Source organism: Prescottella sp. D32, assembly GCF_037287305.1.
GTDB classification, from domain to species: domain Bacteria; phylum Actinomycetota; class Actinomycetes; order Mycobacteriales; family Mycobacteriaceae; genus Prescottella; species Prescottella equi.
Window position 1 is genome coordinate 125,774 of sequence record NZ_JARBSW010000002.1, and the last position, 26,159, is coordinate 151,932.

24 protein-coding genes are annotated in these 26,159 nt (G+C 69.6%); 9 read left to right on the forward strand and 15 right to left on the reverse strand.

Features of this window, described 5'->3' with window-relative positions; all coding sequences use genetic code 11:
* Window positions 1-11: 11 nt before the first annotated feature.
* Window positions 12-1,109: a succinyl-diaminopimelate desuccinylase gene (gene dapE, locus PSS76_RS10125; RefSeq protein WP_005514470.1), complete on the reverse strand. Its 1,098-nt coding sequence runs from the start codon at window positions 1,107-1,109 to the stop codon at window positions 12-14.
* 116 nt (window positions 1,110-1,225) lie between these two features.
* Between dapE and dapD the strand changes: the two genes are divergently transcribed.
* The 3 genes from dapD to PSS76_RS10140 all read left to right on the forward strand — a co-directional run bounded on the left by dapD (window position 1,226) and on the right by PSS76_RS10140 (window position 4,600).
* Window positions 1,226-2,179, forward strand: coding sequence for a 2,3,4,5-tetrahydropyridine-2,6-dicarboxylate N-succinyltransferase (dapD, locus tag PSS76_RS10130; RefSeq protein ID WP_041674042.1), 954 nt, complete (start codon window positions 1,226-1,228; stop codon window positions 2,177-2,179).
* A 10-nt stretch (window positions 2,180-2,189) separates the two neighbouring features.
* Window positions 2,190-3,584 carry an amino acid permease gene (locus PSS76_RS10135; RefSeq protein ID WP_064076038.1) on the forward strand — a complete coding sequence of 465 codons (1,395 nt, stop codon included), beginning with the start codon at window positions 2,190-2,192 and terminating at the stop codon, window positions 3,582-3,584.
* A 206-nt stretch (window positions 3,585-3,790) separates the two neighbouring features.
* Complete coding sequence (locus PSS76_RS10140; protein ID WP_022594846.1) at window positions 3,791-4,600, forward strand: enoyl-CoA hydratase; 810 nt, start codon at window positions 3,791-3,793, stop codon at window positions 4,598-4,600.
* Here PSS76_RS10140 and PSS76_RS10145 read toward each other — a convergent pair.
* Window positions 4,597-5,202: a DUF4304 domain-containing protein gene (locus tag PSS76_RS10145; RefSeq protein WP_231849574.1), complete on the reverse strand. Its 606-nt coding sequence runs from the start codon at window positions 5,200-5,202 to the stop codon at window positions 4,597-4,599. The two genes, PSS76_RS10140 and PSS76_RS10145, sit on opposite strands and share 4 nt — an antisense overlap.
* Window positions 5,203-5,331: 129 nt before the next feature.
* Between PSS76_RS10145 and PSS76_RS10150 the strand changes: the two genes are divergently transcribed.
* On the forward strand, window positions 5,332-5,964 hold the full coding sequence (locus PSS76_RS10150; RefSeq protein ID WP_044990721.1) for a TetR/AcrR family transcriptional regulator: 633 nt from the start codon (window positions 5,332-5,334) through the stop codon (window positions 5,962-5,964).
* The gene (locus tag PSS76_RS10155; RefSeq protein ID WP_013415383.1) at window positions 5,961-6,923 is read left to right on the forward strand and encodes a TauD/TfdA dioxygenase family protein; all 963 of its coding nucleotides are present in this window, start codon (window positions 5,961-5,963) and stop codon (window positions 6,921-6,923) included. The genes PSS76_RS10150 and PSS76_RS10155 overlap by 4 nt, the downstream gene beginning before the upstream one ends.
* 3 nt (window positions 6,924-6,926) lie before the next feature.
* Here PSS76_RS10155 and curA read toward each other — a convergent pair whose 3' ends face one another.
* The gene (gene curA, locus PSS76_RS10160; protein WP_084846899.1) at window positions 6,927-7,958 is read right to left on the reverse strand and encodes an NADPH-dependent curcumin/dihydrocurcumin reductase; all 1,032 of its coding nucleotides are present in this window, start codon (window positions 7,956-7,958) and stop codon (window positions 6,927-6,929) included.
* 93 nt (window positions 7,959-8,051) lie between these two features.
* Between curA and PSS76_RS10165 the strand changes: the two genes are divergently transcribed.
* Window positions 8,052-8,909, forward strand: a complete 858-nt coding sequence (locus PSS76_RS10165) for a 3-hydroxyacyl-CoA dehydrogenase (protein ID WP_069856075.1) — start codon at window positions 8,052-8,054, stop codon at window positions 8,907-8,909.
* A 198-nt stretch (window positions 8,910-9,107) separates the two neighbouring features.
* Here the strand turns inward: PSS76_RS10165 and PSS76_RS10170 are convergent, their stop codons facing one another.
* The 5 genes from PSS76_RS10170 to fdxA all read right to left on the reverse strand — a co-directional run bounded on the left by PSS76_RS10170 (window position 9,108) and on the right by fdxA (window position 14,793).
* Window positions 9,108-10,511, reverse strand: coding sequence for an acyl-CoA synthetase (locus PSS76_RS10170; protein WP_337456283.1), 1,404 nt, complete (start codon window positions 10,509-10,511; stop codon window positions 9,108-9,110).
* A 25-nt stretch (window positions 10,512-10,536) separates the two neighbouring features.
* On the reverse strand, window positions 10,537-11,505 hold the full coding sequence (locus PSS76_RS10175) for a proline dehydrogenase family protein (protein ID WP_064076035.1): 969 nt from the start codon (window positions 11,503-11,505) through the stop codon (window positions 10,537-10,539).
* Window positions 11,502-13,151, reverse strand: coding sequence for an L-glutamate gamma-semialdehyde dehydrogenase (gene pruA / locus PSS76_RS10180; protein WP_069856077.1), 1,650 nt, complete (start codon window positions 13,149-13,151; stop codon window positions 11,502-11,504). Before pruA ends, PSS76_RS10175 begins: the two co-directional genes overlap by 4 nt.
* 202 nt (window positions 13,152-13,353) lie before the next feature.
* Complete coding sequence (gene dapC / locus PSS76_RS10185; protein WP_041674040.1) at window positions 13,354-14,454, reverse strand: succinyldiaminopimelate transaminase; 1,101 nt, start codon at window positions 14,452-14,454, stop codon at window positions 13,354-13,356.
* Window positions 14,455-14,469: 15 nt separating this feature from the next.
* Window positions 14,470-14,793 (reverse strand): ferredoxin, encoded by a 324-nt coding sequence (gene fdxA / locus PSS76_RS10190; protein WP_005514494.1) that lies wholly within the window; start codon window positions 14,791-14,793, stop codon window positions 14,470-14,472.
* A 221-nt stretch (window positions 14,794-15,014) separates the two neighbouring features.
* On the opposite strand from fdxA, the gene PSS76_RS10195 reads away from it, so the two are divergent.
* Window positions 15,015-16,808, forward strand: a complete 1,794-nt coding sequence (locus PSS76_RS10195; RefSeq protein ID WP_337456166.1) for a thiamine pyrophosphate-requiring protein — start codon at window positions 15,015-15,017, stop codon at window positions 16,806-16,808.
* A 44-nt stretch (window positions 16,809-16,852) separates the two neighbouring features.
* On the opposite strand, the gene PSS76_RS10200 is transcribed toward PSS76_RS10195, so the two are convergent.
* From PSS76_RS10200 to PSS76_RS10210, 3 genes are all read right to left on the reverse strand, one after another.
* On the reverse strand, window positions 16,853-17,659 hold the full coding sequence (locus PSS76_RS10200) for an MBL fold metallo-hydrolase (RefSeq protein ID WP_013415376.1): 807 nt from the start codon (window positions 17,657-17,659) through the stop codon (window positions 16,853-16,855).
* Window positions 17,660-17,722: 63 nt separating this feature from the next.
* Window positions 17,723-20,329, reverse strand: a complete 2,607-nt coding sequence (locus tag PSS76_RS10205) for a bifunctional FO biosynthesis protein CofGH (RefSeq protein WP_064076031.1) — start codon at window positions 20,327-20,329, stop codon at window positions 17,723-17,725.
* Window positions 20,330-20,369: 40 nt separating this feature from the next.
* The gene (locus PSS76_RS10210; protein WP_037085488.1) at window positions 20,370-20,573 is read right to left on the reverse strand and encodes an Rv3202a family protein; all 204 of its coding nucleotides are present in this window, start codon (window positions 20,571-20,573) and stop codon (window positions 20,370-20,372) included.
* A gap of 137 nt (window positions 20,574-20,710) precedes the next feature.
* Between PSS76_RS10210 and PSS76_RS10215 the strand changes: the two genes are divergently transcribed.
* Both PSS76_RS10215 and PSS76_RS10220 read left to right on the forward strand, forming a co-directional pair.
* A complete protein-coding gene (locus PSS76_RS10215) occupies window positions 20,711-21,190 on the forward strand; it encodes a PH domain-containing protein (RefSeq protein WP_005514500.1) in 480 nt (159 codons plus the stop codon).
* Window positions 21,187-22,719: a PH domain-containing protein gene (locus PSS76_RS10220; protein ID WP_013415373.1), complete on the forward strand. Its 1,533-nt coding sequence runs from the start codon at window positions 21,187-21,189 to the stop codon at window positions 22,717-22,719. Before PSS76_RS10215 ends, PSS76_RS10220 begins: the two co-directional genes overlap by 4 nt.
* Here PSS76_RS10220 and PSS76_RS10225 read toward each other — a convergent pair.
* The 4 genes from PSS76_RS10225 to PSS76_RS10240 all read right to left on the reverse strand — a co-directional run bounded on the left by PSS76_RS10225 (window position 22,710) and on the right by PSS76_RS10240 (window position 26,083).
* Window positions 22,710-23,120 (reverse strand): hypothetical protein, encoded by a 411-nt coding sequence (locus PSS76_RS10225; RefSeq protein ID WP_013415372.1) that lies wholly within the window; start codon window positions 23,118-23,120, stop codon window positions 22,710-22,712. The genes PSS76_RS10220 and PSS76_RS10225 overlap by 10 nt on opposite strands.
* A 49-nt stretch (window positions 23,121-23,169) precedes the next feature.
* Window positions 23,170-23,328, reverse strand: coding sequence for a hypothetical protein (locus PSS76_RS10230; protein ID WP_005514503.1), 159 nt, complete (start codon window positions 23,326-23,328; stop codon window positions 23,170-23,172).
* Between the two features lie 86 nt (window positions 23,329-23,414).
* On the reverse strand, window positions 23,415-24,290 hold the full coding sequence (gene mshB, locus PSS76_RS10235; RefSeq protein ID WP_013415371.1) for an N-acetyl-1-D-myo-inositol-2-amino-2-deoxy-alpha-D-glucopyranoside deacetylase: 876 nt from the start codon (window positions 24,288-24,290) through the stop codon (window positions 23,415-23,417).
* Between the two features lie 5 nt (window positions 24,291-24,295).
* Window positions 24,296-26,083, reverse strand: a complete 1,788-nt coding sequence (locus PSS76_RS10240) for an ABC transporter family substrate-binding protein (protein ID WP_175271444.1) — start codon at window positions 26,081-26,083, stop codon at window positions 24,296-24,298.
* Between the last annotated feature and the right edge of the window lie 76 nt (window positions 26,084-26,159).

Sequence of the window (26,159 nt, forward strand, 5' to 3'; positions counted from 1 at the left end):
AGGCTAGGCGTTCACGCACTCAGGTATCCACGCAGCACATGCGCCACGTCGGTGATCTGCTGGACCGGCACGTGCTCGTCCCGCTTGTGCGCGAGGTTCGGGTCGCCCGGGCCGTAGTTGACCGCCGGGATCCCCAGCGCCGAGAACCGGGAGACGTCGGTCCAGCCGTACTTGGCGCGGAACTGCCCGCCCGCGGCGGCGATCAGTGCGGCCGCGGCGGGGTTGGCGAGTCCCGGCAGCGCGCCGGGCGAACTGTCGGTCACCTCGAACCCGAGTTCCAGTCCGGCCAGCGCCGACGCGTCGAACACCTCGCGCACGTGGTCGATCGCCTGATCGACACTGCGGTCGGGCGCGAACCGGAAGTTGACGTCCATTTCCGCGGCGTCCGGCACGACGTTGCCGGCCACCCCACCCGAGATCCGCACCGCGGACAGGCCCTCGCGGTAGACACATCCGTCGATGTCCACGGACCGGGCCTCGTACGCCGACAGCCGCTCGAGCACGGGGGCGAACTTGTGAATGGCGTTGTCGCCCAGCCAGGATCGGGCCGAATGCGCCCGCACGCCCGACGTGCTCAGCCGCACTCGGAGGGTGCCCTGGCAGCCCGCTTCGATGAGTCCGCCGGTGGGCTCGCCGAGGATCGCGACGTCGGCGCGCAGCCAGTCCGGCAACTCGCGTTCGATCCGGCCGAGACCGTTGTACTGCGCGGCGATCTCCTCGCAGTCGTAGAACACCAGCGTGAGGTCGTGCGCCAGGTCGGCGACGGTCGCCGCGAGGTGCAGGAACACCGCGTCACCGGACTTCATGTCGACGGTGCCGCAACCGTGCAGCAGATCGCCGCGCTCGTCCACCGTGCGCCGGCTCGGGACGTTGTCGGCGATCGGCACGGTGTCGAGGTGGCCGGCCAGCATCACCCGACTGGGCAGGCCCCGGTCGGTGCGGGCCAGCACGGCGTCGCCGTTGCGGATCACCTCGAAGCCCGTGGTCTGCTCCCGCAGCGCCTCCTCGACCGCGTCGGCGATTGCGCGTTCGTCGTGCGACACGCTCGGAATGTCCACGAGCGCCGCGGTGAGATCGATGGGGTCGGCATGCAGATCGAGGAGACTCACGTCTCCAGGTTAGGCGCTGCCGCCTCCGCGCCCCCGACCGGTCGGAACGCGCGCATGATCACAATCGGACTCACCGGGCAGGAAGCCTGCCGCCGACTCGCGTAACCTGTGCACCCGTGAGTGCACAGGGAGCATCTGCAGTAGGCGTCGCCAACGTGACCGAGTCGGGCACGGTCCTCGACACCTGGTACCCCGCCCCCGAACTGGGCGAGTACGAGGACAACGGAACCGTCGCGCTCGAGGGCACCGACATTCCGTCGGACCTCGCGCTGCTGGCCGGTCACGACGAGGCCCGTGAGGTCAAGCAGGTCGTGGTCCGCACCACGATCACCGACCTGTCGGCCCCGCCGGTCGACGCGCACGACGCCTACCTGCGTCTGCATCTGCTGTCGCACCGTCTGGTGCAGCCGCACGGCGTGAACCTCGACGGCCTCTTCGGCCTGCTCGCCAATGTCGTGTGGACCAACTTCGGCCCCTGCGCGGTCGACGGCTTCGAGCTGGTCCGCTCCCGCCTGCGTATCCGCGGCGCGGTCACCGTCTTCGGCGTGGACAAGTTCCCCCGGATGGTCGACTACGTCGTCCCGTCGGGCGTGCGCATCGCCGACGCCGACCGGGTCCGCCTCGGCGCCCACCTCGCGAGCGGCACCACCGTCATGCACGAGGGCTTCGTGAACTTCAACGCCGGCACGCTCGGCAGCTCGATGGTCGAGGGCCGCATCTCGGCGGGTGTCGTCGTCGGTGACGGCTCCGACGTCGGTGGCGGCGCGTCGATCATGGGCACCCTGTCAGGTGGCGGCAAGCAGGTCATCGCCGTCGGCGAGCGTTGCCTGCTCGGCGCCAACGCCGGCCTGGGCATCTCGCTCGGCAACGACTGCGTCGTCGAGGCCGGTCTGTACATCACCGCGGGCACCAAGGTCACCGGCCCGGACGGCACCGTCGTCAAGGCGGCCGATCTCAGTGGCCGGTCCAACATCCTGTTCCGCCGCAATTCCGTCTCCGGCGCCGTCGAGGTGGTGCCGTGGAAGGGCACGGGCGTCGAACTGAACGCTGCCCTGCACGCAAACGACTGATTCGGATTCTGTGAGCTCCACCGACACTCCCGTTCGACTAGGGCACGGCCTCAAGGTCCGTCATCTCACGATGATGGGCCTGGGGTCGGCCATCGGCGCCGGCCTGTTCCTCGGCACCGGTGTCGGGATCGCGAAAGCGGGCCCCGCGGTCCTCGTCTCCTATCTGATCGCCGGCTTCGTCGTCGTGTGTGTGATGCGCATGCTCGGCGAGATGGGCGCCGCTCTGCCCGCCAGCGGATCGTTCTCGCACTACGCGCGCATCGGGATCGGCGAATGGGCCGGCTTCGTCATGGGCTGGCTGTACTGGTTCATGCTGATCATGGTGCTGGGCGCCGAGATCACCGGCGCCTCCGCGATCGTCAACGACTGGCTGCCCGGCGTACCCCAGTGGGTGATCGCGCTGGTGTTCGTCACCTTCTTCGCCGTCGTCAATCTGGCGAAGGTCAGCAACTTCGGCGAGTTCGAGTTCTGGTTCGCGGCCCTCAAGGTCGCCGCCATCATCGGCTTCCTCGTGGTGGGCGTCCTGCTGGTCTTCGGTCTGCTGCCGGACACCGATCCCGTCGGATTCACGAACCTGCTCGGTGAGGGTGGGTTCATGCCGAACGGGTTCAGCGGTATCGCGGCGGGCCTGCTGGTGGTCGCCTTCGCGTTCGGTGGCATCGAGATCGTCACCATCGCGGCCGCCGAGTCCGAGAACCCCGAACGATCGATCGCGACCGCCGTCCGCACCGTCATGTGGCGGATCAGCGTCTTCTACATCGGCGCCATCGGCATCATGGTTCTGGTCCTGCCGTGGAACGATCCCGAACTGCAGGACGGTCCCTTCGTCGCCGTGCTCGAGCGGGCGAACATGCCTTACGTCTCCGGGTTGATGGAACTGGTCGTGGTGATCGCGCTGCTGTCGGCGTTCAACGCGAACGTCTACGGCACCTCGCGGATGGCGTTCTCCCTCGCCCGGCGCAACGACGGGCCCGCGGCCCTCGCGAAGCTGTCCAAGACGGGCGTCCCCACCAACGCGGTGCTGCTGTCGGTGTTCTTCGGTTTCGTGAGCGTGCTGCTGAACTGGCTGCTGCCGGACGATCTGCTCGGCATCCTGCTCAACGCCGTCGGCGCGGCGCTGCTGGTGATCTGGGTGTTCATCGTCATCGCGCACCTGCGACTGCGCCCGAAGCTCGAGCGGGAGGGCAAGCTGACGGTCCGGATGTGGCTGTTCCCCTACCTGAGCTACCTCACGCTGGTCCTGCTGGCCGGGTTCGTGGTGCTGATGGCGTTCGACGAGGACGCCCGGAAACAGCTGATCTCCACCGCGGTGCTGTTCCTCGTGATCCTCGCGCTCGGGTTGCTCACGCAGCGGCACCGGGCGCGCAAGTCCTCGGCTCTCGCGGAGTCGGACGCCCAGCTGTAGCCCGCGGCATCTGTAGCATGCGCAATCCTCGGGCGAGTTCACACACTCCTTGTCGGCATCACACCCGCGTTCTGCAGGGAACAGGTGTGTGATGCCGGCAGAAGGTGTGTGCCGTTGCAGCGTGGTGTCCCGCAAGAACGGGCACATCGGGCGCTCCCGCGGCGTAGGGTCGGCGCACACCGACCCCTCTGCCAGTAGGAGTTCCCTTGAGCTTCATCCTCGTCGAACGGCCGCGTGAGCACGTCGCGCTGGTGACCCTCAACCGTCCGGAGCGGATGAACGCGATGGCGTTCGACGTGATGCTGCCGTTCCGCGAGGCACTCGACGCCATCAGCAACGACACCTCGGTCCGGGCCGTCGTGATCACCGGTGCGGGCCGGGGTTTCTGTTCGGGCGCCGACCAGCGATCGGCCGGCCCCATCCCCCACATCGAGGGGCTGACCCGACCGACGATCGCGCTCCGCTCGATGGAGTTGCTCGACGACGTCATCCTGACGCTGCGCCGCATGCACCAGCCGGTGATCGCGGCGGTCAACGGCGCGGCGATCGGCGGCGGACTGTGCCTGTCGCTGGCCGCGGACATCCGGCTCGCCGCTCCCGAGGCCTACTTCCGCGCGGCCGGGATCAACAACGGCCTCACGGCGAGCGAACTCGGACTGAGCTACCTGCTGCCGCGGGCGATCGGATCGTCGCGGGCGTTCGAGATCATGCTGACCGGCCGCGACGTCGACGCCGACGAGGCCGCACGCATCGGGCTCGTGTCCCGCGTCGTGGCGCAGGAGGATCTTCTCGAGGAGGCGTTCGACATGGCGCAGCGGATCGCCATGTTCTCGCGGCCCGGCGTCGAACTCACCAAGCGCACCCTGTGGTCGAGCCTCGACGCGTCGTCGATGGCGCAGCACATGAACCAGGAAGGACTCGGCCAGTTGATGATCCGACTGATGACCGACAACTTCGAGGAAGCCACCCTCGCCCGCAAGGAGAAGCGGGACCCGGTCTTCCGCGACAGCCGCTAGATCGCGGAGATCTCGTACGCGGCCTCCGCCTTCCGGAACTGCGCCTCGAGGCGAGGCCAACGCTCCTCCGACCCGAACTCGGTGCGCGCCCGCGCGAACTGCTCTCGCGCACCGATCACGTCGCCCGACGCCAGCCGGTACCGGAACACGTCGAAGTCGATGTCGGAGTCCGCGGCTCGGGCGACGGCGTCCGGGCCGTCGAGCTCACCCAGCACGTCCAGCGCGGCGACGAGCGCGGCGCGTATCTGCTCGGCGACGGCCGAGACGTCGGTGTCGGCGGTCACCGTGACGTGTGGTCCGATCCCGGGTGCGAGGTGTTCGATCCTGCGCCGGAACTGGCAGTCGACCTCCTTCGGGCGTTCCTGCGGAACCCGTCCGACGACCCGGGCGAACTCCGCCGAGTAGACGCCGCAGTTGACGTAGAAGCGGATCGACTCGTGACTGTTCCCGGCCGACCGTTGGAGGTTGACGACGTCGGTCAACCCGCCGCGATCGCGGGTGAAGGTCAGCTTCTGCTTCCTGAACCCGTGTGACTTCAGCAGCGGAGCAATACCGGTGCCGACCACGGACGAGAACGCCCGCTCGGCGGATTCGGAGATCATGACGCCATCGTTCCAGACCCACGCGTCGCCCTCGGGGACCTCGGAGACCATGGAGGCCCTGCCCGCTTGACCCGTTAAGGTTTCGGCCTTAAAGTCTGCGATGTGACCCAGAACACGTCCCGCAGGGCGATGCTCGTGGCTGCCGAACGGATCGTCGCCGAACGCGGTATGCCCGCACTCACACTCAAGGACGTCCAGCTCGCGGCCAATCAGGCCAACAAGTCGGCCGCCAAGTACCACTTCGGTTCTCGCGACGGCCTCATCGAGGCGCTCGTCGAACTCCGCATGACGCCGGTCAACGCACGACGGCAGGAACTGCTGGACGAGATCGGGCGGCTCGGGGGCCCGCCGACGGTTCGGCAGGCCGTCGAGGCGCTCGTCCGCCCGCTGGCGGCGGAGACGCTCGGCCGACCCGGGAGCCGGTACGCGCGCTTCCTCGTCCAGGCCCTGTTCGACCCCGCGCTCGCGGACATGATCCAGAAGCACCTGCGGGCCGAGACCTACCGGCGAGTGCACCACATGCTGATCGATCTCTGCCCGACACGCGGTGACATCGCGAAGTGGCGCGCGGACACCGTCGTCACGCTCGGAATGACCACTCTTGCAGCACACGAGGGCCGCGACCGCACGCAGCAGCAGACCGCCGCGATCGTCGCGGATCTGGTCGACACGTGCGTCGCGGTGCTCGAGGCCCCCACATCCGTTCCACACAGCACTCCAGATTCGACGGAACACACCGATCCCCAAGGAGTTTCGCTATGACCGCTTCCGCAAATCCCGACATCTTCCGGACCTTCATCGAACCGCGTCCGACGGACCCCCTGTACGCAGTCGGCCCGCTCGTCGCACGACGCACCACCGAGAGCGCCGACGACCGACCCTACGAATTGTTCTCGCTCACACCGAAGACCCCGACCATCGGCGCCGAGGTGTCCGGGATCCGGCTGACCGGCGACCTCTCCGACGACGTGCTCGCGGAACTGCGACGCGCACTGCTCGAGTGGAAGGTCCTGTTCTTCCGTGACCAGGACATCGACCGTGCCGATCATCGTGCATTCGCCGCCCGCTGGGGCGAACTCGAGCAGCACCCCTTCTTCAAGTACACCCAGCCCGGCCAGAGCGATGCGGACGTCGCGACCCTGGCCAAGGACGCGATGGCCGCCGGTGTCGAGAACATGTGGCACAACGACGTGACGTGGCACGAATTTCCTTCGTTCGCAGCGGTCCTGCGCGGCGTCGAGGTACCGGACGTGGGTGGGGACACCCTATGGGCCGACACGGGCGCCGCATACGATCTGCTCCCGGAGGATCTCCGCGCGCGCATCGACCATCTCGAGGCCGAGCACGATTGGATCAACTCGTTCGGCCGCGGGATGCCGGCCGAGACCGTCGAGATGCTCCGTCCGGTCTTCCCGCCCGTGGTCCACCCCGTGGTCCGCGTCATCCCCGAGACCGGACGCCGCGTGCTGTTCGTCAATTCCGTGTTCACACAACGCATCGTCGGCGTGTCCGAGGAGGAATCGAACGAGATCCTGCGCGCGCTCTACCGGCACGTCCAGCGTCCGGAGTTCCAGGTGCGGCTGCACTGGAGCCCCGACACGATCGCGTTCTGGGACAACCGCACCTGCCAGCACTACGCGTCGAGTGACTACTTCCCCGCACGTCGGGTGATGGACCGGATCTCGATCGTGGGCGACAAGCCGGTGGGTGTCACAGCCTGACGCTCACTCCTCCGGTCCGACGCGAACCACCAGTTTGCCGAAGTTCTTGCCGTGCAACATCCCCAGGAACGCCGACGGCGCATTGTCCAGTCCGTGCACGACGTCCTCCCGGTACTTCAGCCGACCTTCGGCGATCCACCGGGAGGCGTCGCGTTCGAAATCCGCGTACATCTCCGCGACGAACTCGGACTGGATGAACCCGCGCACCGTCAGACTCTTCGTGAGCACGAGCCCCATGAACGCCGGCAACCGGTCCGGCCCCTCCGGAGTGGTCGCAGCATTGTACTGGGAGACCAACCCGCACACCGGGATCCGGGCGTAGAGGTTGAGCAGCGGCAGGACTGCCGCGGTGACCGGCCCGCCGACGTTCTCGAAGTAGACGTCCACGCCGCCCGGAACCGCGGCACGCAACCGGTCGGCGAAATCCGTTGCCCGGTGGTCGACGGCGGCGTCGAACCCGAGTTCGTCGCGCACGTACGCGCACTTGTCGGGGCCGCCGGCGATGCCGACGGCACGGGCGCCGTGGATCTGCGCGATCTGCCCGACCGCAGAGCCCACCGGCCCGGCCGCGGCCGCCACCACGACGGTCTCCCCGGCCTGCGGGCGGCCGATCTTCAGCAGCCCCGAGTACGCCGTGAATCCGGGCATTCCGAGCACCCCGAGCGCGGTGGACAGCGGGGCACGGTCCGGGTCGAGGGGCCGGACGGTGTCACCGTCGACCACGGCGTGCGTCTGCCACCCGGTGTATCCGAGGACGTAGGTGCCGGCGGCGATGCGCGGGTTCCGTGACTCGATAACCCGGGAGACCGTCCCACCTACCATGACGTCGCCCACCTCGACGGGATCGGCGTAGGACTCGGCGGCGCTCATCCGGCCCCGCATGTACGGGTCCAGCGACAGATAGACGGTGCGCAAGAGCACCTGGCCATCGGACAGGTCGGGCAATTCGACTGTCTCCGTGCGGAAGTTGTCCGCAGTCGGTTCTCCGTGCGGTCGTGACGCGAGGACGATTCGGGTGCTCGTGACAGCGCTCATACCCCGACGGTACGCCCGCCCCCGGTCGGCGGGGATAGGGTCGAAGGGAACCGGCCGGCGCCCGATTCGGCCGCACGAGAGCCTGGAGGTTTCATGACGGACATTCGGAAGGTCACCGTACTGGGCGCGGGAGTTCTGGGTTCCCAGATCGCCTTCCAGACGGCTTTCAAGGGATTCGACGTCACCTCGTACGACATCGACGACAAGGCACTCGACGCCGCGCGCGGTCGCTTCGCCGGCCTGGTCGACACCTATCGGCAGGAGGTTCCCGGCGCCGACGACGGCAGCGCCGCCGCCACCCTGGACCGGCTGACGCTGACGTCCGATCTGGACGCGGCCGTGGCCGACGCCGATCTGGTCATCGAGGCGATCCCGGAGATCCTGTCCCTCAAGCAGGACACGTACCGCAGAATCGGTGCCGCCGCGCCGGAGCGGACCATCTTCGCGACGAACTCGTCGACGCTGTTGCCGAGCGACCTCGCCGAGGCCACCGGCCGTCCCGACCGCTTCCTCGCGCTGCACTTCGCGAACCGGGTGTGGCGGTTCAACACCGCGGAAGTGATGGGCACGGAGCGGACCGATCCCGAGGTGTTCCGCACCGTCGTCGAGTTCGCCACCGAGATCGGCATGGTCCCGATCGAACTGCACAAGGAGAAGTCGGGCTACGTCCTGAACTCGCTGCTGGTGCCGTTCCTCAACTCGGCCGCCGCCCTCGCCGCCGGCGGCTACGCGCAACCGGAGGACGTCGACAAGACCTGGAAGATCGCGACCGGCGCGCCCCTCGGTCCGTTCCAGATATTCGACATCATCGGCCTCACGACGCCGTACAACATCATGTCGCACGGTGACGAGGACGCGCAGAAGCTGGCGGTGTGGCTCAAGGAGAACTACATCGACAAGGGCAAGCTCGGCGTCGCGTCGGGTGAGGGCTTCTACAAATACGACGCCTGACTGCCGGATCGCCGGGAAGCGGGGCGAGGGGCAGGCGCCGATGCGTAGCGGCACCTGTCTCCCCCCCGGCCGCCCGTCAGGCCGGGACCGGCCCCCGTGCCAACTCGACCTCGCCCCGATTCCGGAACCGGCGGCTTCGCCACCCGTGCGCCTTTCCGGTGCCCCCAACTACCAAAAAGGCGCACGGGCGCGCAGCGCCTACAGGAGCTTCTTCTGCACCTTGCCCATCGCGTTGCGCGGCAGCGACTCGACCAGGCGGACCTCGCGCGGGCGCTTGTGCACCGAGAGCTGCGATGCGACGTGGTCGATCAGCGCCTGCTCGTCGAGTCCGTCGCCGACGACGAACGCGACGATGCGCTGGCCCAGGTCGGCGTCGGGCAGTCCGACGACGGCGGCCTCCTTGACGCCCGGGTGCCCGAGCAGCGCAGTCTCCACCTCCCCGGCACCGATGCGGTAGCCGCCGGACTTGATGAGGTCGGTGGACTCACGGCCGACGATGCGGTGGAAGCCGCCGGCGTCGATGACCGCGACGTCGCCGGTCTTGAACCAGCCGTCCTCCGTCCACGACTCGGCGGTGGCGTCGGGCCGATTCAGGTAGCCGTCGAACAGCGTCGCCCCGCGGACCTGCAGGCCGCCGATGCTCTCGCCGTCGTGCGGCACCTCCCCGCCGTGCTCGTCGCGCAGCCGGGTCTCGACGCCGCTCACCGGCACGCCCACCCAGCCGGGTCGGCGTTCGCCGTCGACGCGGGTGCTGATCGTCAGCATGGTCTCGCTCATGCCGTAGCGCTCGATCGGGGTGAGCCCGGTGAGCGCGCGCAACCGCTCGAACACCGGGACCGGCAGCGGCGCACTGCCCGACACCAGCAGCCGCGCACCGCTCAGGGCACGGGCCGACGCCTCGTCCTCCACGATTCGGGACCACACGGTGGGCACCCCGAAGAACAGCGATCCACCGGCCCGCGCGGCGTCCGCATACGCCTGCGGCGTCGGTTTGACGGTGTGGACCAGCCGGCTGCCCACCCGCAGCGGGCCGAGGACACCGAGGATCAGCCCGTGCACGTGGAACAGCGGAAGACCGTGCACCAGAACATCCTTCGACGTCCAGTCCCACGCCTCGGCGAGTGCGTCGATCCCGGCGGCGATCGCGCGCCGGCTGAGCAGCACGCCCTTCGGCGGACCCGTCGTGCCCGACGTGTACAGCACGAACGCGGTGGACGACGGGTGCGGTTCGGGATGGCTGTGCCAGTCGCGGGCGTGCACGCGCACCGGCACCACCGGCAGCGCGGATCCCTCCGGAGCCCGGCCCAGCCACCCCTGCGCCCCGGAGTCGGAAAGGATGTGTTCGAGCTCGGCCGGACCCGAATCCGGCGGAACCGGAACCACCGTGACCCCCGCGAGCAGGCAGCCGACGACGGCGATCACCGTCGCGGGCGTGGGCTCGGCCAGCACCGCCACCACCCGGGCGCCGGCGATGCGCTTGGCCAACGCGCCGGCCGCCCCGAGGATGTCGGTGCGCGAGAGTACGGTGTCGCCGATTCGGACGGCGTCGGGCATGTCGTCGCCGCGCGCGACGGCGAGGGGATTGAGCGAACTGAGCAGCACGACGCTCACTGTCTCACATCGCGCGTCAGCCCCGGGAGAGCGTCGAACGCAGGAAGAACCGAAGGTTCGACGGCCGCTCCGCCAACCGCCGCATGAAGTACCCGTACCACTGCGCGCCGTACGGCACGTAGACCCGGACCCGACGCCCCGCGTCCACCAATCGGGCCTGCTCGAGGTCGCGGATCCCGAACAGCATCTGATGTTCGAAATCGTCTGTTCCCCGCCCGGTTTCGGTGATCAGGCGATCCACCGAGGCGATCATCGCCGGGTCGTGGGTGGCCACCATCGGGTAACCGTCACCTGCCATGAGGACCCGAAGGCACCGCCGGTACGACGCGTCGACGTCGGCCCGCGACCGGTACGCCACCGACTCCGGTTCGCGGTAAGCGCCCTTGCACAGCCGGATCCGCGATCCGGCGCCCGCAAGGTCGCGGCAGTCGCCCTCGGTCCGCCGCAGATATGCCTGCAGCACCGTCCCGAGCCACGGGAAGTCGGCCCGCAATTCCCGCACGATCGCCAGCGTGGAGTCGGTGCGGGTGTGGTCCTCGGCGTCGACGGTCACCCACACCCCGTGCTCGTGGGCGGCCGCGCAGATGGTCCGCGCGTGGTCGAGCGCGATCTTGTCGCCGTCGCCCGGCAGCCCCTGGCCCAGTGCGGACAGCTTCATCGACACCTCGAGCGTCCGCACTCCGGTCGCCGCGGCCTGGGGCAGGCGCGCGAGCTCGGCGAGCAGTTCGAGATACGCGACGACGGTGTTCCGGGCCTGCTCGACGTCGAGGGTGTCCTCGCCGAGGTGGTCGATGCTCACCGATCGGCCCGCGACCAGCAGCGTCGACGTCGCGGCCATCGCGTCGGCGAGCGACTCCCCCGCCACGAAACGGCGCACGATCGACTTGGTGACCGGCGCCCGGGTGATCGCACTCTTCACCCTCGACGAGCGCGCTGCGGCCAGGATCGCCGGCCGCAGCGGATTCGACAGGACGCCCGGCGTCATCGGCCGTGCCCCGACCCCATGTGCGGGTAGCGATGATCGGTGGGCGGGACGAAGGTCTCCTTGATCGTGCGCGGCGATACCCACCGCAGCAGGTTGAGCGGCGAGCCGGCCTTGTCGTTGGTACCCGACGCCCGCGCCCCGCCGAACGGTTGCTGACCCACTACCGCGCCGGTCGGTTTGTCGTTGACGTAGAAGTTCCCCGCCGCGTACCGCAATGCCGCCGAGGCTCGTTCGATCGCCGCGCGGTCCGTGGCCACCACGGCGCCGGTCAACGCGTACGCCGCTGTCGTGTCCACCGCGGTGAGCACGTCGTCGAACGCCTGCGGGGCGGAGTCGTCGTAGACGTGGATCGACAGAATCGGACCGAAGTACTCCTTCACGAGCGCCTCGTCGCGCGGATCGTCCACCGTGAGGACCGTCGGCCGGACGAAGTACCCCACACTGTCGTCGTACTTGCCGCCCACGGCGATCCGCACTCCGTCGGCGCCGCGCGCCCGCTCGATCGCCGCGACGCTCTTGTCGTAGGCGCGCCGGTCGATCAGCGCACCGCCGAAGTTCTCCAGATCGGTGACGTCGCCGTAGGAGAGGGCGTCGACCTCGGCGAGGAACTGGTCCTGCATCCGCGACCACACCGATCGCGGAATGTAGGCGCGCGACGCCGCCGAGCACTTCTGGCCCTGGTACTCGAACGCCCCGCGGATCAGTGCCGTGGACAGCACCGCCGGATCGGCGGACGGGTGCGCCACCACGAAGTCCTTGCCGCCCGTCTCCCCCACCAGGCGCGGATAGCTGCGATAGTCGGCGATGTTCGCGCCCACCTCGCCCCACAGGTGGCGGAACGTCGTGGTGGAACCGGTGAAGTGGATCCCGGCCAGCCGTGGATCACGCAGCGCCACATCGGAAACGGCGAGACCGTCGCCGGTGAGCAGGTTGATCACGCCCGGTGGCAGGCCGGCGGCCTCGAGCAGGCGCAACGTCCAGTACGCGGCGAGCGTCTGGGTGGGCGACGGCTTCCAGACCACCGTGTTACCCATCAGCGCGGGAGCGGTCGGCAGGTTCCCGGCGATCGCGGTGAAATTGAACGGCGTGATGGCGTAGACGAAACCCTCGAGCGGGCGGTATTCGAGCCGATTCCACACCCCGGGCGACGACGTCGGTTGCTCGGCCAGGATGCCACGGGCGAAGTGGACGTTGAACCGCCAGAAGTCGACCAGTTCGCACGGCGCATCGATCTCGGCCTGCTGGACGGACTTGGACTGCCCCAGCATCGTCGCCGCCGCGATCTTCTCCCGCCACGGCCCGGACAGCAGATCCGCCGCCCGCAACAGCACCGCGGCCCGCTCGTCGAACGGGAGCTCGCGCCACGCCGGCGCCGCCGCGGTCGCCGCCTCGATGGCCGCGGACGCGTCGTCGTACGTCGCATTCGAGTAGGTGCCGAGGACGGCGGAATGCCGATGCGGTTGAACCACTTCCCTCGGTTCACCGCTGCCGTGACGGTGCTCGCCGCCGATGACGTGCGGGATGTCGACAACGGTCGAGGTGTGCTCCGCCAGCGCCCTCGTCAGTCGGTCGCGCTCGGGACTGCCCGGCGCGTAGGAGTGGACCGGCTCGTTGTACGGCGCCGGAACGTCCGTGACGGCATCCATGCTGCCCTCCTCAGCCAGTAGCCAAGTGACTGCAACCAAGCTCAGGCTACGCCCGCCACCGCCTCCCGCGCCCCGCAACAAGTGCGCGAAGCGTCAGATCGAGTGCCCTCTCCCCGCGATAAGTGCGCAAAACGCGAGAACCCGGGCCCCACGCGCGCGACAAGTGCGCGAAACGCGGGAACCCGGGTACCCGAAGATGAGATCAGGACAGGCGCGCTGCGGCCGCCTCGATCCGCTCGTCGGTGGCCGTCAGGGCGATCCGGACGTGCGCGGCGCCGCGCGGTCCGTAGAAGTCGCCCGGCGCGACCAGGATGCCGCGCTCTGCGAACCAGTCGACCGTGGTGCGGCAGTTCTCGCCGCGGGTGGCCCACAGGTACAGGCCGGCCTCCGAGTCGTCGACGGTGAAACCGGCACCGCGCACGGCGGCCAGCAGGACGTCACGGCGGCGGCGGTACCGCTCGCGCTGCTCCTTCTCCTGGTCGTCGTCGGTGAGCGCGGCCGCCATCGCCGCCTGGATCGGCGTCGGCATCATCATGCCCGCGTGCTTGCGCACCTCGAGCAGTTCGGCGACGAGCGCCGGATCGCCCGCGACGAAGCCGGCCCGGTAGCTGGCCAGATTCGACGTCTTCGACAGCGAATGGATCGCGATCAGCCCGGTGTGGTCGCCGCCGCACACCCTCGGGTCGAGGATCGAGACGGCTTCACCCTCCCAGGTCAGGCCCAGGTAGCACTCGTCGGACGCGACGATGGCGCCGCGCTCACGCGCGAAGTCGACCACCTTCCGCAAATGCTCCACGCCGAGGACCTTGCCGGTGGGATTCGACGGCGAGTTCACGAAGATCAACGCCGGCTTCTCCGGCCCCAACTGCGCGGTCCCGTCGGCGCGCAGCACCCGGGCACCGGCGAGCAACGCACCCACCTCGTACGTGGGATACGCAACCTCGGGGATCACGACCAGGTCGTCGGCGCCGAGACCGAGGAGGCTCGGCAGCCACGCGATGACTTCCTTGGTGCCGATCACCGGCAGGATCGCCGCGGGATCGACGCCCGTCATGCCGTAGCGGCGGGCCAGGGACGCCGACGTCGCCTCGCGCAGCGCGTCGGTCCCGTGCGTCGTCGGATAGCCGGGCTCAGCCGACGCCGACGCCAAGGCGTCCCGGATGCCCGGGGCAACCGGATCGACCGGAGTTCCCACCGACAGGTTGACGATCCCGTCGGGATGGGACTGGGCCTTCTCCTTCGCGGACGCGAGGGAGTCCCACGGAAAATCGGGCAGGGTCTGGGCCACGGGAATGCGAGGCAACGCCGGAACCCCTACCTACTCTTCGCCCATGGGGGGCAGCGCCTTGATGAACGGCGGGTCGAAGTCGACCTTGCCGAGCTTCGCCGCACCGCCCGGCGAACCCAGATCGTCGAAGAAGTCGACGTTGGCGGCGACGTAGCCGTTCCACTGATCCGGAACGTCGTCCTCGTAGAAGATGGCCTCGACGGGGCAGACCGGCTCACACGCACCGCAGTCCACGCACTCGTCCGGATGGATGTAGAGCATGCGACCACCCTCGTAGATGCAGTCGACCGGGCACTCCTCGATACATGCCTTGTCCATCACATCGACGCACGGTTCGGCAATCGTGTAGGTCACTGCTGCTCTCCCTGCCTTTCTGACACGGGCGCTCGGGCGCCTCGGTGAGCCGGATGCCGGGCTCGCGCCCGACGAACTTCCGGAAGGTCCAGTATGAAGCGCGCGCGCCGACGCAGTCAGGTAAGGGTGACCTATGAAGCCCGGCGGCTCCGCTGCGAACCCGCCGCTCGTTTGCCTCCCCCGCGGCGCGGGTAGCCGGATGCAAGTGCAGAGGAGGCGCCATGGCCGACCGGAACGTCGCGGACTATCTGCTCGAGCGCCTACGGGCGTGGAACGTCGAGCACGTGTTCGCGTACGCGGGCGACGGCATCAACGGGATCCTCGCCGCGTGGGGTCGAGCCGACAACCACCCCAGGTTCGTGCAGGCCAGGCACGAGGAGATGTGCGCCTTCGAAGCCGTCGGATACGCGAAGTTCTCCGGCCGGGTCGGGGTGTGTATGGCGACGTCCGGCCCGGGCGCGATCCACCTGCTCAACGGCCTCTACGACGCCAAGCTGGACCACGTTCCCGTGGTAGCGATCGTCGGGCAGACCAACCGGAGCGCGATGGGCGGCTCCTATCAGCAGGAGGTGGACCTGGCGAGCCTGTACAAGGACGTGGCCGCCGACTACGTGCAGACCGTGAACGTGCCCGAGCAGCTGCCCAACGTCCTCGACCGCGCGATCCGCACCGCGCTCTCGCAGCGTGCGCCGACGGCCCTCATCATCCCCGCCGACGTGCAGGAGTTGCCGTACTCGCCACCTACCCACGCCTTCAAGATGGTGCCGTCCAGCCTCGGTCTCGACCTTCCGCAGATCGCCCCGGACGACGACGCCGTCCGGCGGGCCGCCGACATCCTCAACGCCGGCTCCAAGGTCGCGATGCTGGTCGGCGCCGGGGCCCGGGGGGCGGACGCCGAACTCGCCGAGGCGGCCGACCTGCTCGGTGCGGGCGCCGCGAAGGCCCTGCTGGGCAAGGACGTGCTGTCCGACGAGCTGCCCTGGGTCACCGGATCCATCGGCCTGCTCGGCACCCGGCCGAGCTACGAGATGATGACCGGCTGCGACACGCTGCTCACCGTGGGGTCGAGCTTCCCCTACAGCCAGTTCATGCCCGATTACGGACAGGCGCGCGGAGTACAGATCGACATCGACGCCCGGTTCGTCGGCATGCGGTACCCGTACGAGGTCAACCTGGTGGCGGACGCCCGGGCCGCGCTGCGAGCACTGATCCCGCAGCTCGAGCGCAAACAGGACCGGTCGTGGCGCGAGGGCATCGAGGCCGACGTCGCCCGCTGGTGGGAGACGATGGACATGCAGGCCCGGGTAACGGCCGACCCGGTCAATCCGCTGCGATTGTTCTCCGAGCTCTCCCCGAGCCTGCCCGACGACGCGATCGTCACCGCCGATTCCGGATCGGCCGCCAACTGGTATGCGCGCCAACTCCGTTTCCGCGGCGACATTCGGGGTTCGCTGTCGGGGACGCTGGCGACGATGGGTCCCGGCGTCCCGTACGGCATCGGCGCGAAGTTCGCCCACCCCGTCCGGCCGGCGATCGTGTTCGCCGGCGACGGCGCCATGCAGATGAACGGTATGGCCGAGCTGATCACGGTCAAGCGGTACTGGCAGGAGTGGTCGGACCCGCGCCTGATCGTCGCCGTCCTGCACAACAACGACCTCAACCAGGTGACGTGGGAGATGCGGGCCATGGGCGGCGCACCGAAGTTCACCGAGTCGCAGAGCCTCCCGGACGTCGACTACGCCGCCTTCGCCGCGAGCCTGGGACTGCAAGGCATCACCGTCGACGACCCCGACGCCCTCGCCGGCGCGTGGGAGCGCGCCCTGTCCGCGGACCGGCCCACCGTCCTCGACGTCCACACCGATCCTGACATGCCGCCGATCCCGCCCCACGCGACGTGGGAGCAGTTCAAGGACGCGACCGCCGCCGTCCTGGGCGGCGACGAGAACGCGTGGGGCCTCGTGAAGACGGGCATCAAGACGAAGGCCCAGGAGTTCCTGCCACACCGCAAGGACTGAACCGTTCCTGCGGCGGGAGGCGCCGACGTCGAGAGGCACCGACGCTACAGCGTCACCGTCTCCCCGCGATCGACGTACACGATGCGGTCACCGAGGCCGCGCCGCGTCACCTCGTCGCGAAAGTCCGAGAGCGGCGAGGCGAAGACCGTGTAGTCGTCGAAGTGCACGGGCACCACCTTCGGTAGGGAGAGCAACTCCACCAGGTCGGCGCCCTGGCGGCCGTCCATCGTCACGGTCAGCCCGAACGGCAGCCGGTCACCGGCCGGCAGCCGGGTCCCACCGAGATGCACGACGCCGACATCCAGATCCGGGTGCCGGCGGGGAATCTCCTGCAGCGCATCGACGATCAGCGTGTCACCCGAGATGTACAGCCGGCGCTCCACCGGGCCGCCGAGCGGACCGAACTCGAGGATGCTGCCCATCACCGGCGGCAGTAGGCGGCGCGCCACCACCGGCGCGTGCTCCCCCGGCGCCGCCGTCACCACCACCTGGGCGCCACCCGTCGTGAGCGTGTGCCGCTGCCAGGTCTGCAACCCCGTCGCCCGCGAGAATCCTCTGCGGTGCAGTCTCTTCGCGGCGTGCGGCGTCGTCAGCACCGGCAGATCCCGGTCGAGGTGCCGCTGCGCGACCCGGTCCCAGTGGTCACCGTGCAGGTGGGAGAGCACGATCGCGTCGAGGGGCGGCAGGTCCCGCACGTCGATCGCCGGATCGTGGCGGCGCGCCGAGACGAGCCCGTACCCGAGATACGCGTGCTGTCCGCGGTGCAGGAAGTTCGGATCGGTCAGCACCGTCAGATCGCCGTATCGCAGCAGCACCGTCGCGTTGCCGACGAACGTCAGTGTCAGGTCCACCTGGGGCTCCCTTCGGCCTCTCGACCACGGGTGCCCCGGCGCGAACCTTCCGAAACAGCGAACTCACCGCACCGGAATGGGTGCACCCTCCCGGCGGCTGTAGTTCGTCAGTCGTTCGTGCGCCGGACGACCGATGCCCTCGGCGATGGCCCGCAGCTCCTCGACCGTCTTCTCCGAACCGTGCTGCGATCCGGCCATCCGCGAGATGGTCTCCTCCATCAACGTTCCGCCGAGGTCGTTGGCACCGCCCTGGAGCATGGCCTGCGTGCCCGCGACGCCGAGCTTGACCCAGCTGGTCTGGATGTTGGCGATCCGGCCGTGCAGCATGATCCGCGCCAGCGCGTGGGCCGCCCGGTTGTCGCGCTGCGTCGGCCCCGGGCGGGACGCGCCGGCCAGGTACAGCGGTGCGCTCTGGTGCACGAACGGCAGCAACACGAATTCGGTGAATCCGCCCGTGCGGTCCTGGATTCCGCGGATGACGTTCAGATGTCCGACCCAGTGCCGGGGACTGTCCACGTGGCCGTACATCATCGTCGAACTCGACCGCAGTCCCACCTCGTGCGCGGTGGTGACGACGTCGATCCACGCCGACGCGGGCAGCTTGCCCTTGGTGAGGACCCAGCGGACCTCGTCGTCGAGGATCTCCGCGGCGGTGCCCGGGATGGTGTCGAGGCCGGCCGCACGCAGCTCGGTGAGCCAGTCGCGGACGCTCTGACCGCCGCGGGAGGCGCCGTTCACGATCTCCATCGGGCTGAACGCGTGCACGTGCATCGACGGCACCCGGCGCTTGACCGCCCGCACCAGGTCCGCGTACCCGGTGACCGGCAGCTCGGGGTCGATGCCGCCCTGCATGCAGACCTCGGTCGCGCCCGCGACGTGCGCCTCCCACGCCCGGTCCGCGACTTCCTCGGCCGATAGCGTGAACGCGTCCGCGTCGCCCTTGCGCTGCGCGAACGCGCAGAACCGGCAGCCGGTGTAGCAGATGTTGGTGAAGTTGATGTTCCGGTTGACGACGTAGGTGACGTCGTCGCCGACGGCGTCCTTGCGCAGCGCGTCGGCGAGCGCGACGACGGCCTCGAGGCCGTCCCCGTCGGCCGTCGCGAGTGCGAGGTACTCGTCGTCGGACAGCGTCGCCGGATCGCGTTCGGCGCTGCGCAACGCGGACAGCACGTCGGTGTCCACGCGGGCCGGCGCGGCGCGACCCAGTTCGAGAACCTGCTCGCGCACGGTCTCCCAGTCGCCGAACGCGCTACCGAGGTCCGATCGGGTCTCGGTGTTGCGGCCGTCGGTGTCGATCTCGGTGTTGAGGTCCACGCGGCCGGACGACACCCACTCCTCGTCCGGTTCCTGCCACGGCAAACCCGCCGGCTTCACGTCGGCCCGGGCGAGGCCGGTCACCGGGTCGGCCACAGCGCGCACGTGCGCCCCGATCCGCGGATCGATCCACGGATGCCCGGCCAGCACGTACTGCGGCTGCGCCGCGGTCCGCTCGACCAGCGTGTACCCGGCCTGCGCGGTGATCGCGGCGAGCGAGTCCAGATTCGGCCACGGCCGTTCGGGATTCACGTGATCGGGGGTGAGCGGCGACACCCCGCCCCAGTCGTCGACACCCGCGCCGATCAACGCCAGGCATTCCGCCTCGGATACCAGGTTCGGGGGCGACTGGATCCGCATCCCCGGCCCCAACAGCAGGCGCGCGACCGCGATGGTGGCCAGGAACTCCTCGAGGTTCGCGTCGGGGGCGTCCCGCATAGCGGTGTCCGGCTTGGCCAGGAAGTTCTGCACGATCACTTCCTGCACGTGCCCGAAGGCCTTGTGCAGCTTGCGGATCGCCATGATCGACTCGGCGCGCTCGGCGAGCGTCTCGCCGATACCGACGAGGATGCCGGTCGTGAATGGCACCGACAGTCGTCCCGCGTCGGTGAGCGTGCGCAGCCGCACCTCGGGATCCTTGTCGGGGCTGCCGTAATGGCACTCGCCCTTGTCCGTGAACAGTCGGGTCGACGTCGTCTCGAGCATCATGCCCATCGACGGCGCCACCGGCTTGAGCCGCGAGATCTCCTCCCAGCTCATGACGCCCGGGTTGAGGTGCGGCAGCAGTCCGGTCTCCTCGAGAACCCGGATCGACATGGCCCGCACGTAGTCGAGAGTGGAGTCGTAGCCACGCTCGTCGAGCCATTGCTTCGCCTCCGGCCAGCGGTCCTCAGGCCGGTCACCGAGGGTGAACAGTGCCTCCTTGCAACCCAATTCGGCGCCCTGGCGGGCGATCTCGAGAATCTCGTCGGGCTCCAGGTACATGCCGTGCCCGGCCGCCCGCAGCTTGCCGGGGACCGTCACGAACGTGCAGTAGTGGCACTTGTCGCGGCACAGGCGCGTGATCGGGACGAACACCTTGCGCGAGTACGACACCGTATTCGGCCGTCCCGCAGCGAGCAGGCCCGCGTCGCGCACCTTCGCGGCAGACGCGCACAGATCCTCGAGGTCGGCGCCACGCGCGTGCAGCAGCGTGGTGGCCTCGTCGACGTTGAGCGTCGCGCCGTCCCGGGCCCGGCGCAGGACTCGCCGCATCGCACTCGCGGACGGGCCCTCGGTGGGAACCGACGGGATCGGCAGAATCGTGGACCGGTCGGTGTCATCGCTCGAGTGACTCACCCGACGATCATGCGCCACCGACCGGTCTCGCTGCCACCGTGGGTCTCACACCACCCGTCTAACCGCGGGGATAGTCCTCGTCCAACGGAACGCTCCGCCGCTGCTCCGCGGCGTCCGCCGGATTCACTTCGAGGGGTGTCGGCGGCGGCGTCGACTCCTCGTGTTCGTCGTCCGACTCGGCCGGAGTCAACTGTTCGACGAGATCGGCCTCCGGAACGTCCACGGCCCCCGCGTCGTTGTTCTCTGCGTCGGTCCGAACCATCACGACCACCTCCCGTCTCGACAGGCACCGCACGCCCTGTGCGGCCACCTCCACCATAGGACGCATCGTCCCGGCTCGGGCAGGATGAGGTCGTGAGCGTTCCTTCCGACCCGACCCGTTCCCCGCGTACGGTGACCATGGCCGACCCGGCATGGCGACCGAGCACGAAGGCCCCCGCGCTGTGGGCCACCACCGCGACCCTCGTCTGGCTCCCGGTGTTCGCGGCGCAGGTCGTGTGGGCGGTGCTCGACGGGCGCTGGACGACGTGGCCGCACGTGACGGTGTTCGCGGTGACGCTCGCGGTCGCGGTCGCGGACATCGTGGTCGTGCCGCGGTGGCGGTACCGGGTACACCGCTGGGAGATCAGCGACGACGCGGTCTACACCCGCACCGGCTGGTTCGATCAGGAACGGCGCATCGCACCGATCACCCGCATCCAGACCGTCGACACCGAACGGGGACCACTCGACCGTCTGTTCGGTCTGGCGACCGTCACCGTCACCACGGCGTCGTCCGCCGGGGCGGTCAAGATCACCGCTCTGGACCTCGACGTCGCCGACCGCACCGTCGAGCAACTGACCGCGATCACCGCCCGCAATGCCGGGGACGCGACGTGAGCGTGCCGGCCGAGAGGACCGGCGAGGCCGCCCTCGCCGCCGAGGACGAGCAACCGTGGCTGCGCCTCGACAAGCGGATGCTGCTCGTCCACCCCGTCAACGAGGTCGTCAAACTGCTCCCGGTGATCGCGGTCTCGTGGATCGTCGGCAGCAGCAGCGGCAATCACTACTGGGGCCTGATCGTGGTCGCCGCGCTCGTCGCGTACGGCGTCCTGCGCTGGGTCACCACCACCTACAGGATCGGCCCGGTACACGTGCAGTTGCGTCGCGGCGTCTTCCAGAAGAAGGTGCTGTCGGTCCCCCGCAACCGGATCCGGTCCGTCGACGTCGAGGCCCGCGTGTTGCATCGACTGCTCGGGCTGGCCGTGCTGCGGATCGGCACCGGACGCCACAGCGGACGCGACGAGGAGAAGTTCGAACTCGACGCACTCGACGTCTCACTCGTTCCGGATCTGCGAGCCGCGTTGCTGTCGGGTCACGGGCAGCACCCCGACCGACCCGACGCGGACAGCGCCCCCGACCGGGAGGGTGCCGAGATCGGCCACTGGACCCCTGCCTGGGTGCGGTACGCCCCGTTCTCCGTCACCGGACTTGTCGCGATCGGCGCGCTGGTGGGCATCGTCTTCCAGTACGGCCTGGTGGACAGCATCGCGCGGTCGCCCGCATTCGAGGAGGGCGTCGACTCCGCGCAGCAGGCCGGCGCACTCGTCCTCGCAGTCCTCGGCTTCCTCGCCTTCGTCGGGCTGTTCCTCGCCGCGAGCGTTCTCGCGTGCGTCCGCTACCTCGTCGTCTACGGCCGCATGACCGTCACCGACACCGGCCGCACACTGCACGTGAGCCACGGTCTGCTGCGGACCCGGCAGACCACCCTCGACCGGCAGCGCCTGCGCGGCACGACGCTCAAGGAGCCGCTGCTGCTGCGGCTGGCGGGCGGCGCCTCGCTCGACGCGATCATGACCGGTGTTTCCGCCGAGCACCGCGAGTCGTCGCTGCTGCTGCCGCAGAGTCCGCGCGCCGAGGCGATGCGTGTGATGGCGACCGTGCTCGGCGACGACCGCCAGGCCGAGACACCGTTGGCATTGCACGGCCCGGCCGCACGGCGACGGCGCTACACCCGTGCGCTGTGGCCCGCTGTCGTGGCCGCCCTCGCCGCGGCGGGCGTCGCGGTCGCCGGACGCGACGTTCCGTGGCCCGTGTGGGCAGGCGTCGTGGTCCTCGCCGTCGCCGGTGCCGGCCTCGCCCGGGACCGCTACCGCGGGCTCGGTCATGCCGTCCTGCCCGGCTGGCTGGTCACCCGCAGCGGCTCTCTCGACCGCCGACGCGACAGCCTGGCAGCAGAGGGCATCATCGGCTGGACGGTGCGGCAGACGTTCTTCCAGCGGCGCGCCGGAGTCGCCACCGTGATCGCCGCGACCCCGGCCGGCACCGGCCGCTACGTCGTGCACGACCTCCCGGCCGAGCAGGCCTGGGCGCTCGTGGACGCCGTGACGCCCGGCGCGGGCGGCATCTGGCTACGCGTTCAGCGCTGAGCCGCCGCCACGAGCGACGAGAGCCGGACCTGGAACAGGTACAGGCCCGCCGGAAGCAATGCCGCGACGAACAGCAGCAGGGTGCGCCAGTCCTCGAACACCAGCACGTCGCCGCCCGGACCGCCGATCGCGCACAGACCGAAGCCGAAGAGCCACCCGAACAGCGGCAGCGCGGCCACGAGAGCACGATCGGTGAACTTGCGGGCGCCCAGTACCAGCAACAGGTTGACCACCGCGGAAATCAACACCGTGATCGGGAACGGCGTCGTCCCGATGTACGCCGGCAGGAACAGCACCGACAGCACCGCGCAGAGGAAGCCGTCGAATGTGAGCAGGGCGAGTGTCGTGCGCGCCTCGGCGGGCGACGCGGGCGGGTCGACGGCGATGCTCGGGTCGGTCATGACTTCAAGGGTCCGTCATCGGCGCCGACGCGGCGACGGCGGGGTCCGGTCACGGGACCGGCGGATAGCCCATCGCCGTCAGTAAGTCGCTCATCTGGTGTGCGAACGCGTGCAGTGATCCGATGTAGAGGTCGTGGAAGTACGGCGCCATCGGCCGCAGGCTGTCCACGAAAGCCGTGATCGCATTCTGGAGTTCCCAGTTGTACATCCGCAGCGACCTCCCGTTCGACAGAGGCTGGTGCCGACGCACGGACCCCCACGAACGTGGCCTGGGTCACAGCTTACGGGGAATCGTCAGCCGATCCCGCCGAACAGATCCTTCTCCCGTCCGTCCGATTCGACGGGCCCGGGCTCACCCCGGACCAGGGTGTAGTGCTCGACGGCGAGGATCGGCTGGATCACGTCGTTCGACAGCGCGAACTCGGTCCCCGACGGAGCGACGGTCACCTGCGTCGCGTGTGCCCGGAACGCGGCGCGTTTGGCGTCCAGCACCGGCCGGACGTCCACGGCGGCGGTCACGGACGCGTCCGGCACCGTCGGGAGTTCGTCCGGCGTCGGCATCCGCCAACCGTGCGGCACGTCGGTGATCGCGGTGATTCCCGCCTCGAGCGTGGACCGCTCGGTGACCGTCCAGTAGAACTTCGCGACATTCCAGGGTTGCCCGCAGTCCGGGAAGGCGTCGGTCCCGGCAGCCTCGACGGCGGCCGTCGTGAGCCGGTGCGCCTGAATGTGATCGGGGTGCCCGTAGCCCCCGACCGGATCGTAGGTGACCACCACGTGCGGGCGTAGCTCCCGGATCACCGCGACGATCGCGGCGATCGCCTCGTCGATGTCGGCGTTGACGAACGCGCGCGGATTACGAGCCGACGGCGTGCCCACCATCCCGGAATCCCGCCAGCGACCCGCACCGCCGAGGAAGCGCGGCCGGGACACGCCCAGCGCCTGCAGCGCGCCGGTCAGCTCCATGATCCGGTAGCCGCCCAGCTGATCCGCCGCGCCCGCGACCAGGCCGGCCCACCGGTCCCCGATGACCTCGCCCTCCTCGCCGAGAGTGCAGGTCAGCACCGTCACGTCGGCGCCGTCGGAGGCGTACCGCGCGATGGTGCCACCCGTCGTGAGCGTCTCGTCGTCGGGATGGGCGTGCACGAACAGGATGCGTCGGGCGTTCATCTCACTCACTTCGTCGTGCGGGTCCACACTCCGGCGTCGCCGAAGATGCCCACCGGGATCGGACCCGCCAGCGACACGCCCTCCACACCTGGACCGGCGACCACGATCGCGTTGTCCTGGAGGACCGGCAGGACGGCCGCCAACTCCCACAACCGGGGCTCGGCGTCGGCGATGACGCGCGCCGGGTCGTCGAGGCCACGCAGGGCCGCGTCGATCCCGGGCTGCAAGACGGGATCGCACAGACCGGACAGGTTGCTGGGAGAGCGCACCGACGGCGCCGGCGTGGCCGCGGACGTGGGTGCCGGAGACGTCGTCTGCGGCGTCGTGTCCGGTGCCGACTCCGACGTGTCCAGCGGCAGGCAGCCGAAGCGGGACGCCAGCGACGTCGCCGGGTCCGACCCGGCGCGTTCCCAACCGACGACGGCGTCGACCGTGCCCGACGTGAGTGCCTCGCCGTACAGGTCCTCGGCCTTGAGCGCACGCACCGAGGCCGCGATACCCGCCCCCCGCCACTGGTCGGCGACAGTGTTGGCGACGGCGATCGCGATGTCGTCGTTCTCCGGCGCACCCAGTACGAGGGTCAACTGCTCGTTGTCCCGCACCAGACGTCCGACGGTGACGGTCTCCGGATCGTTGCCCTCGGCGAGCGTCGGGACGACCTGGAAGCCGGCACCGGCAAGCGCCCCGAAGGCCTGCTCCCGCGTCGGCGGCGGTGGCGCCGTCGGCGCATACCCCGGGTCGGACGGAGCCAGCACCTGTGCGCGCGCGGGGGTGGCGGACGATTCGCTGCCCGCCCCCACCGTGGCCAGCAGGTTGGGATCGAGAAGTCCGAACAGTCCCTTGCGGACCGTGGGCTCGGCCAGCGTGGACACCCGGCCGTTGAGAGTCACCGACAGCACCCGTGGCTGCAGTTCGGTGCCGGTGCGCACGCTGGGAATGACCGACAGCTGCCCCAGTGTGGCGGCACCGCCGTGCACGCGGGCCACCTGGGCGTCGCCCGACCGGATCGAGTCCGCGAGCTGGGCCGGGGAGCCACCGCGGCGCATCAGGATCTGATCCGCCTTGGCGGGGGTGCCCCAGAACCGGTCGTTACGCTCGAGCACGATCTCGTCGCGGCCGCGATCGACCGACTTGATGTGGAACTGCGCCCCCGAGACCGGAATGCTGTCACCGAGCCCGCGGGCGAAGCCGCCCGGCGTGTCCTTGACCAGATGCGACGGCAGCAGGTCGGTGAAGAGCTCGCGCCACGCCGGATACGGGGCGGTGAGAGTCACGGTGACGGTCTTGCCGCCCCCGGACGACTCGACGTCGTCGATCAGACCGTAGCCCGCGGGATCCACGACGCCCGGCTGGGTGATCATCTGCTGCCACAGGTAGCGGAAGTCCTCGGCCGCGATCGGAGCACCGTCCGACCACTGGGCCTCGTTTCGCAACTGGTAGGTGATGGTCGTCGGAGCCTCCGGCGGCACCGCGGTCGCCGACACCAGCACGGACGGATCGGGCACCCACAGCGTCACGCCGGGGCGCGCCGGATCGAGCGCGGGACGGAACGGACTGGGCAGCACCAGCGCGCTCACCGCCGAGTTGACGGGTGACTGGTCCGCGAGGAGATGCGGATTGAACCCGATGCCCACGTCGTCGATCGCGACGGCAACGGTGTTCTTGGTGGGAACCGCAGTCGTCGGCTTGGGGCTGTCGGTGCTCTCGACCGGCGGCGGCGGGTTGGCGGTACAGGCCGCCAGCGCCAGCAGCGACACCGCAGCCAGGGTCCTCGGAACCAATGCACGGAACATCCCGTGCCGTACGTGCGCCACTACCGGCCCTCCCGTCCGCGAGCGGCACACCCGCCCGTGCGCGTTGCGCGAGCAC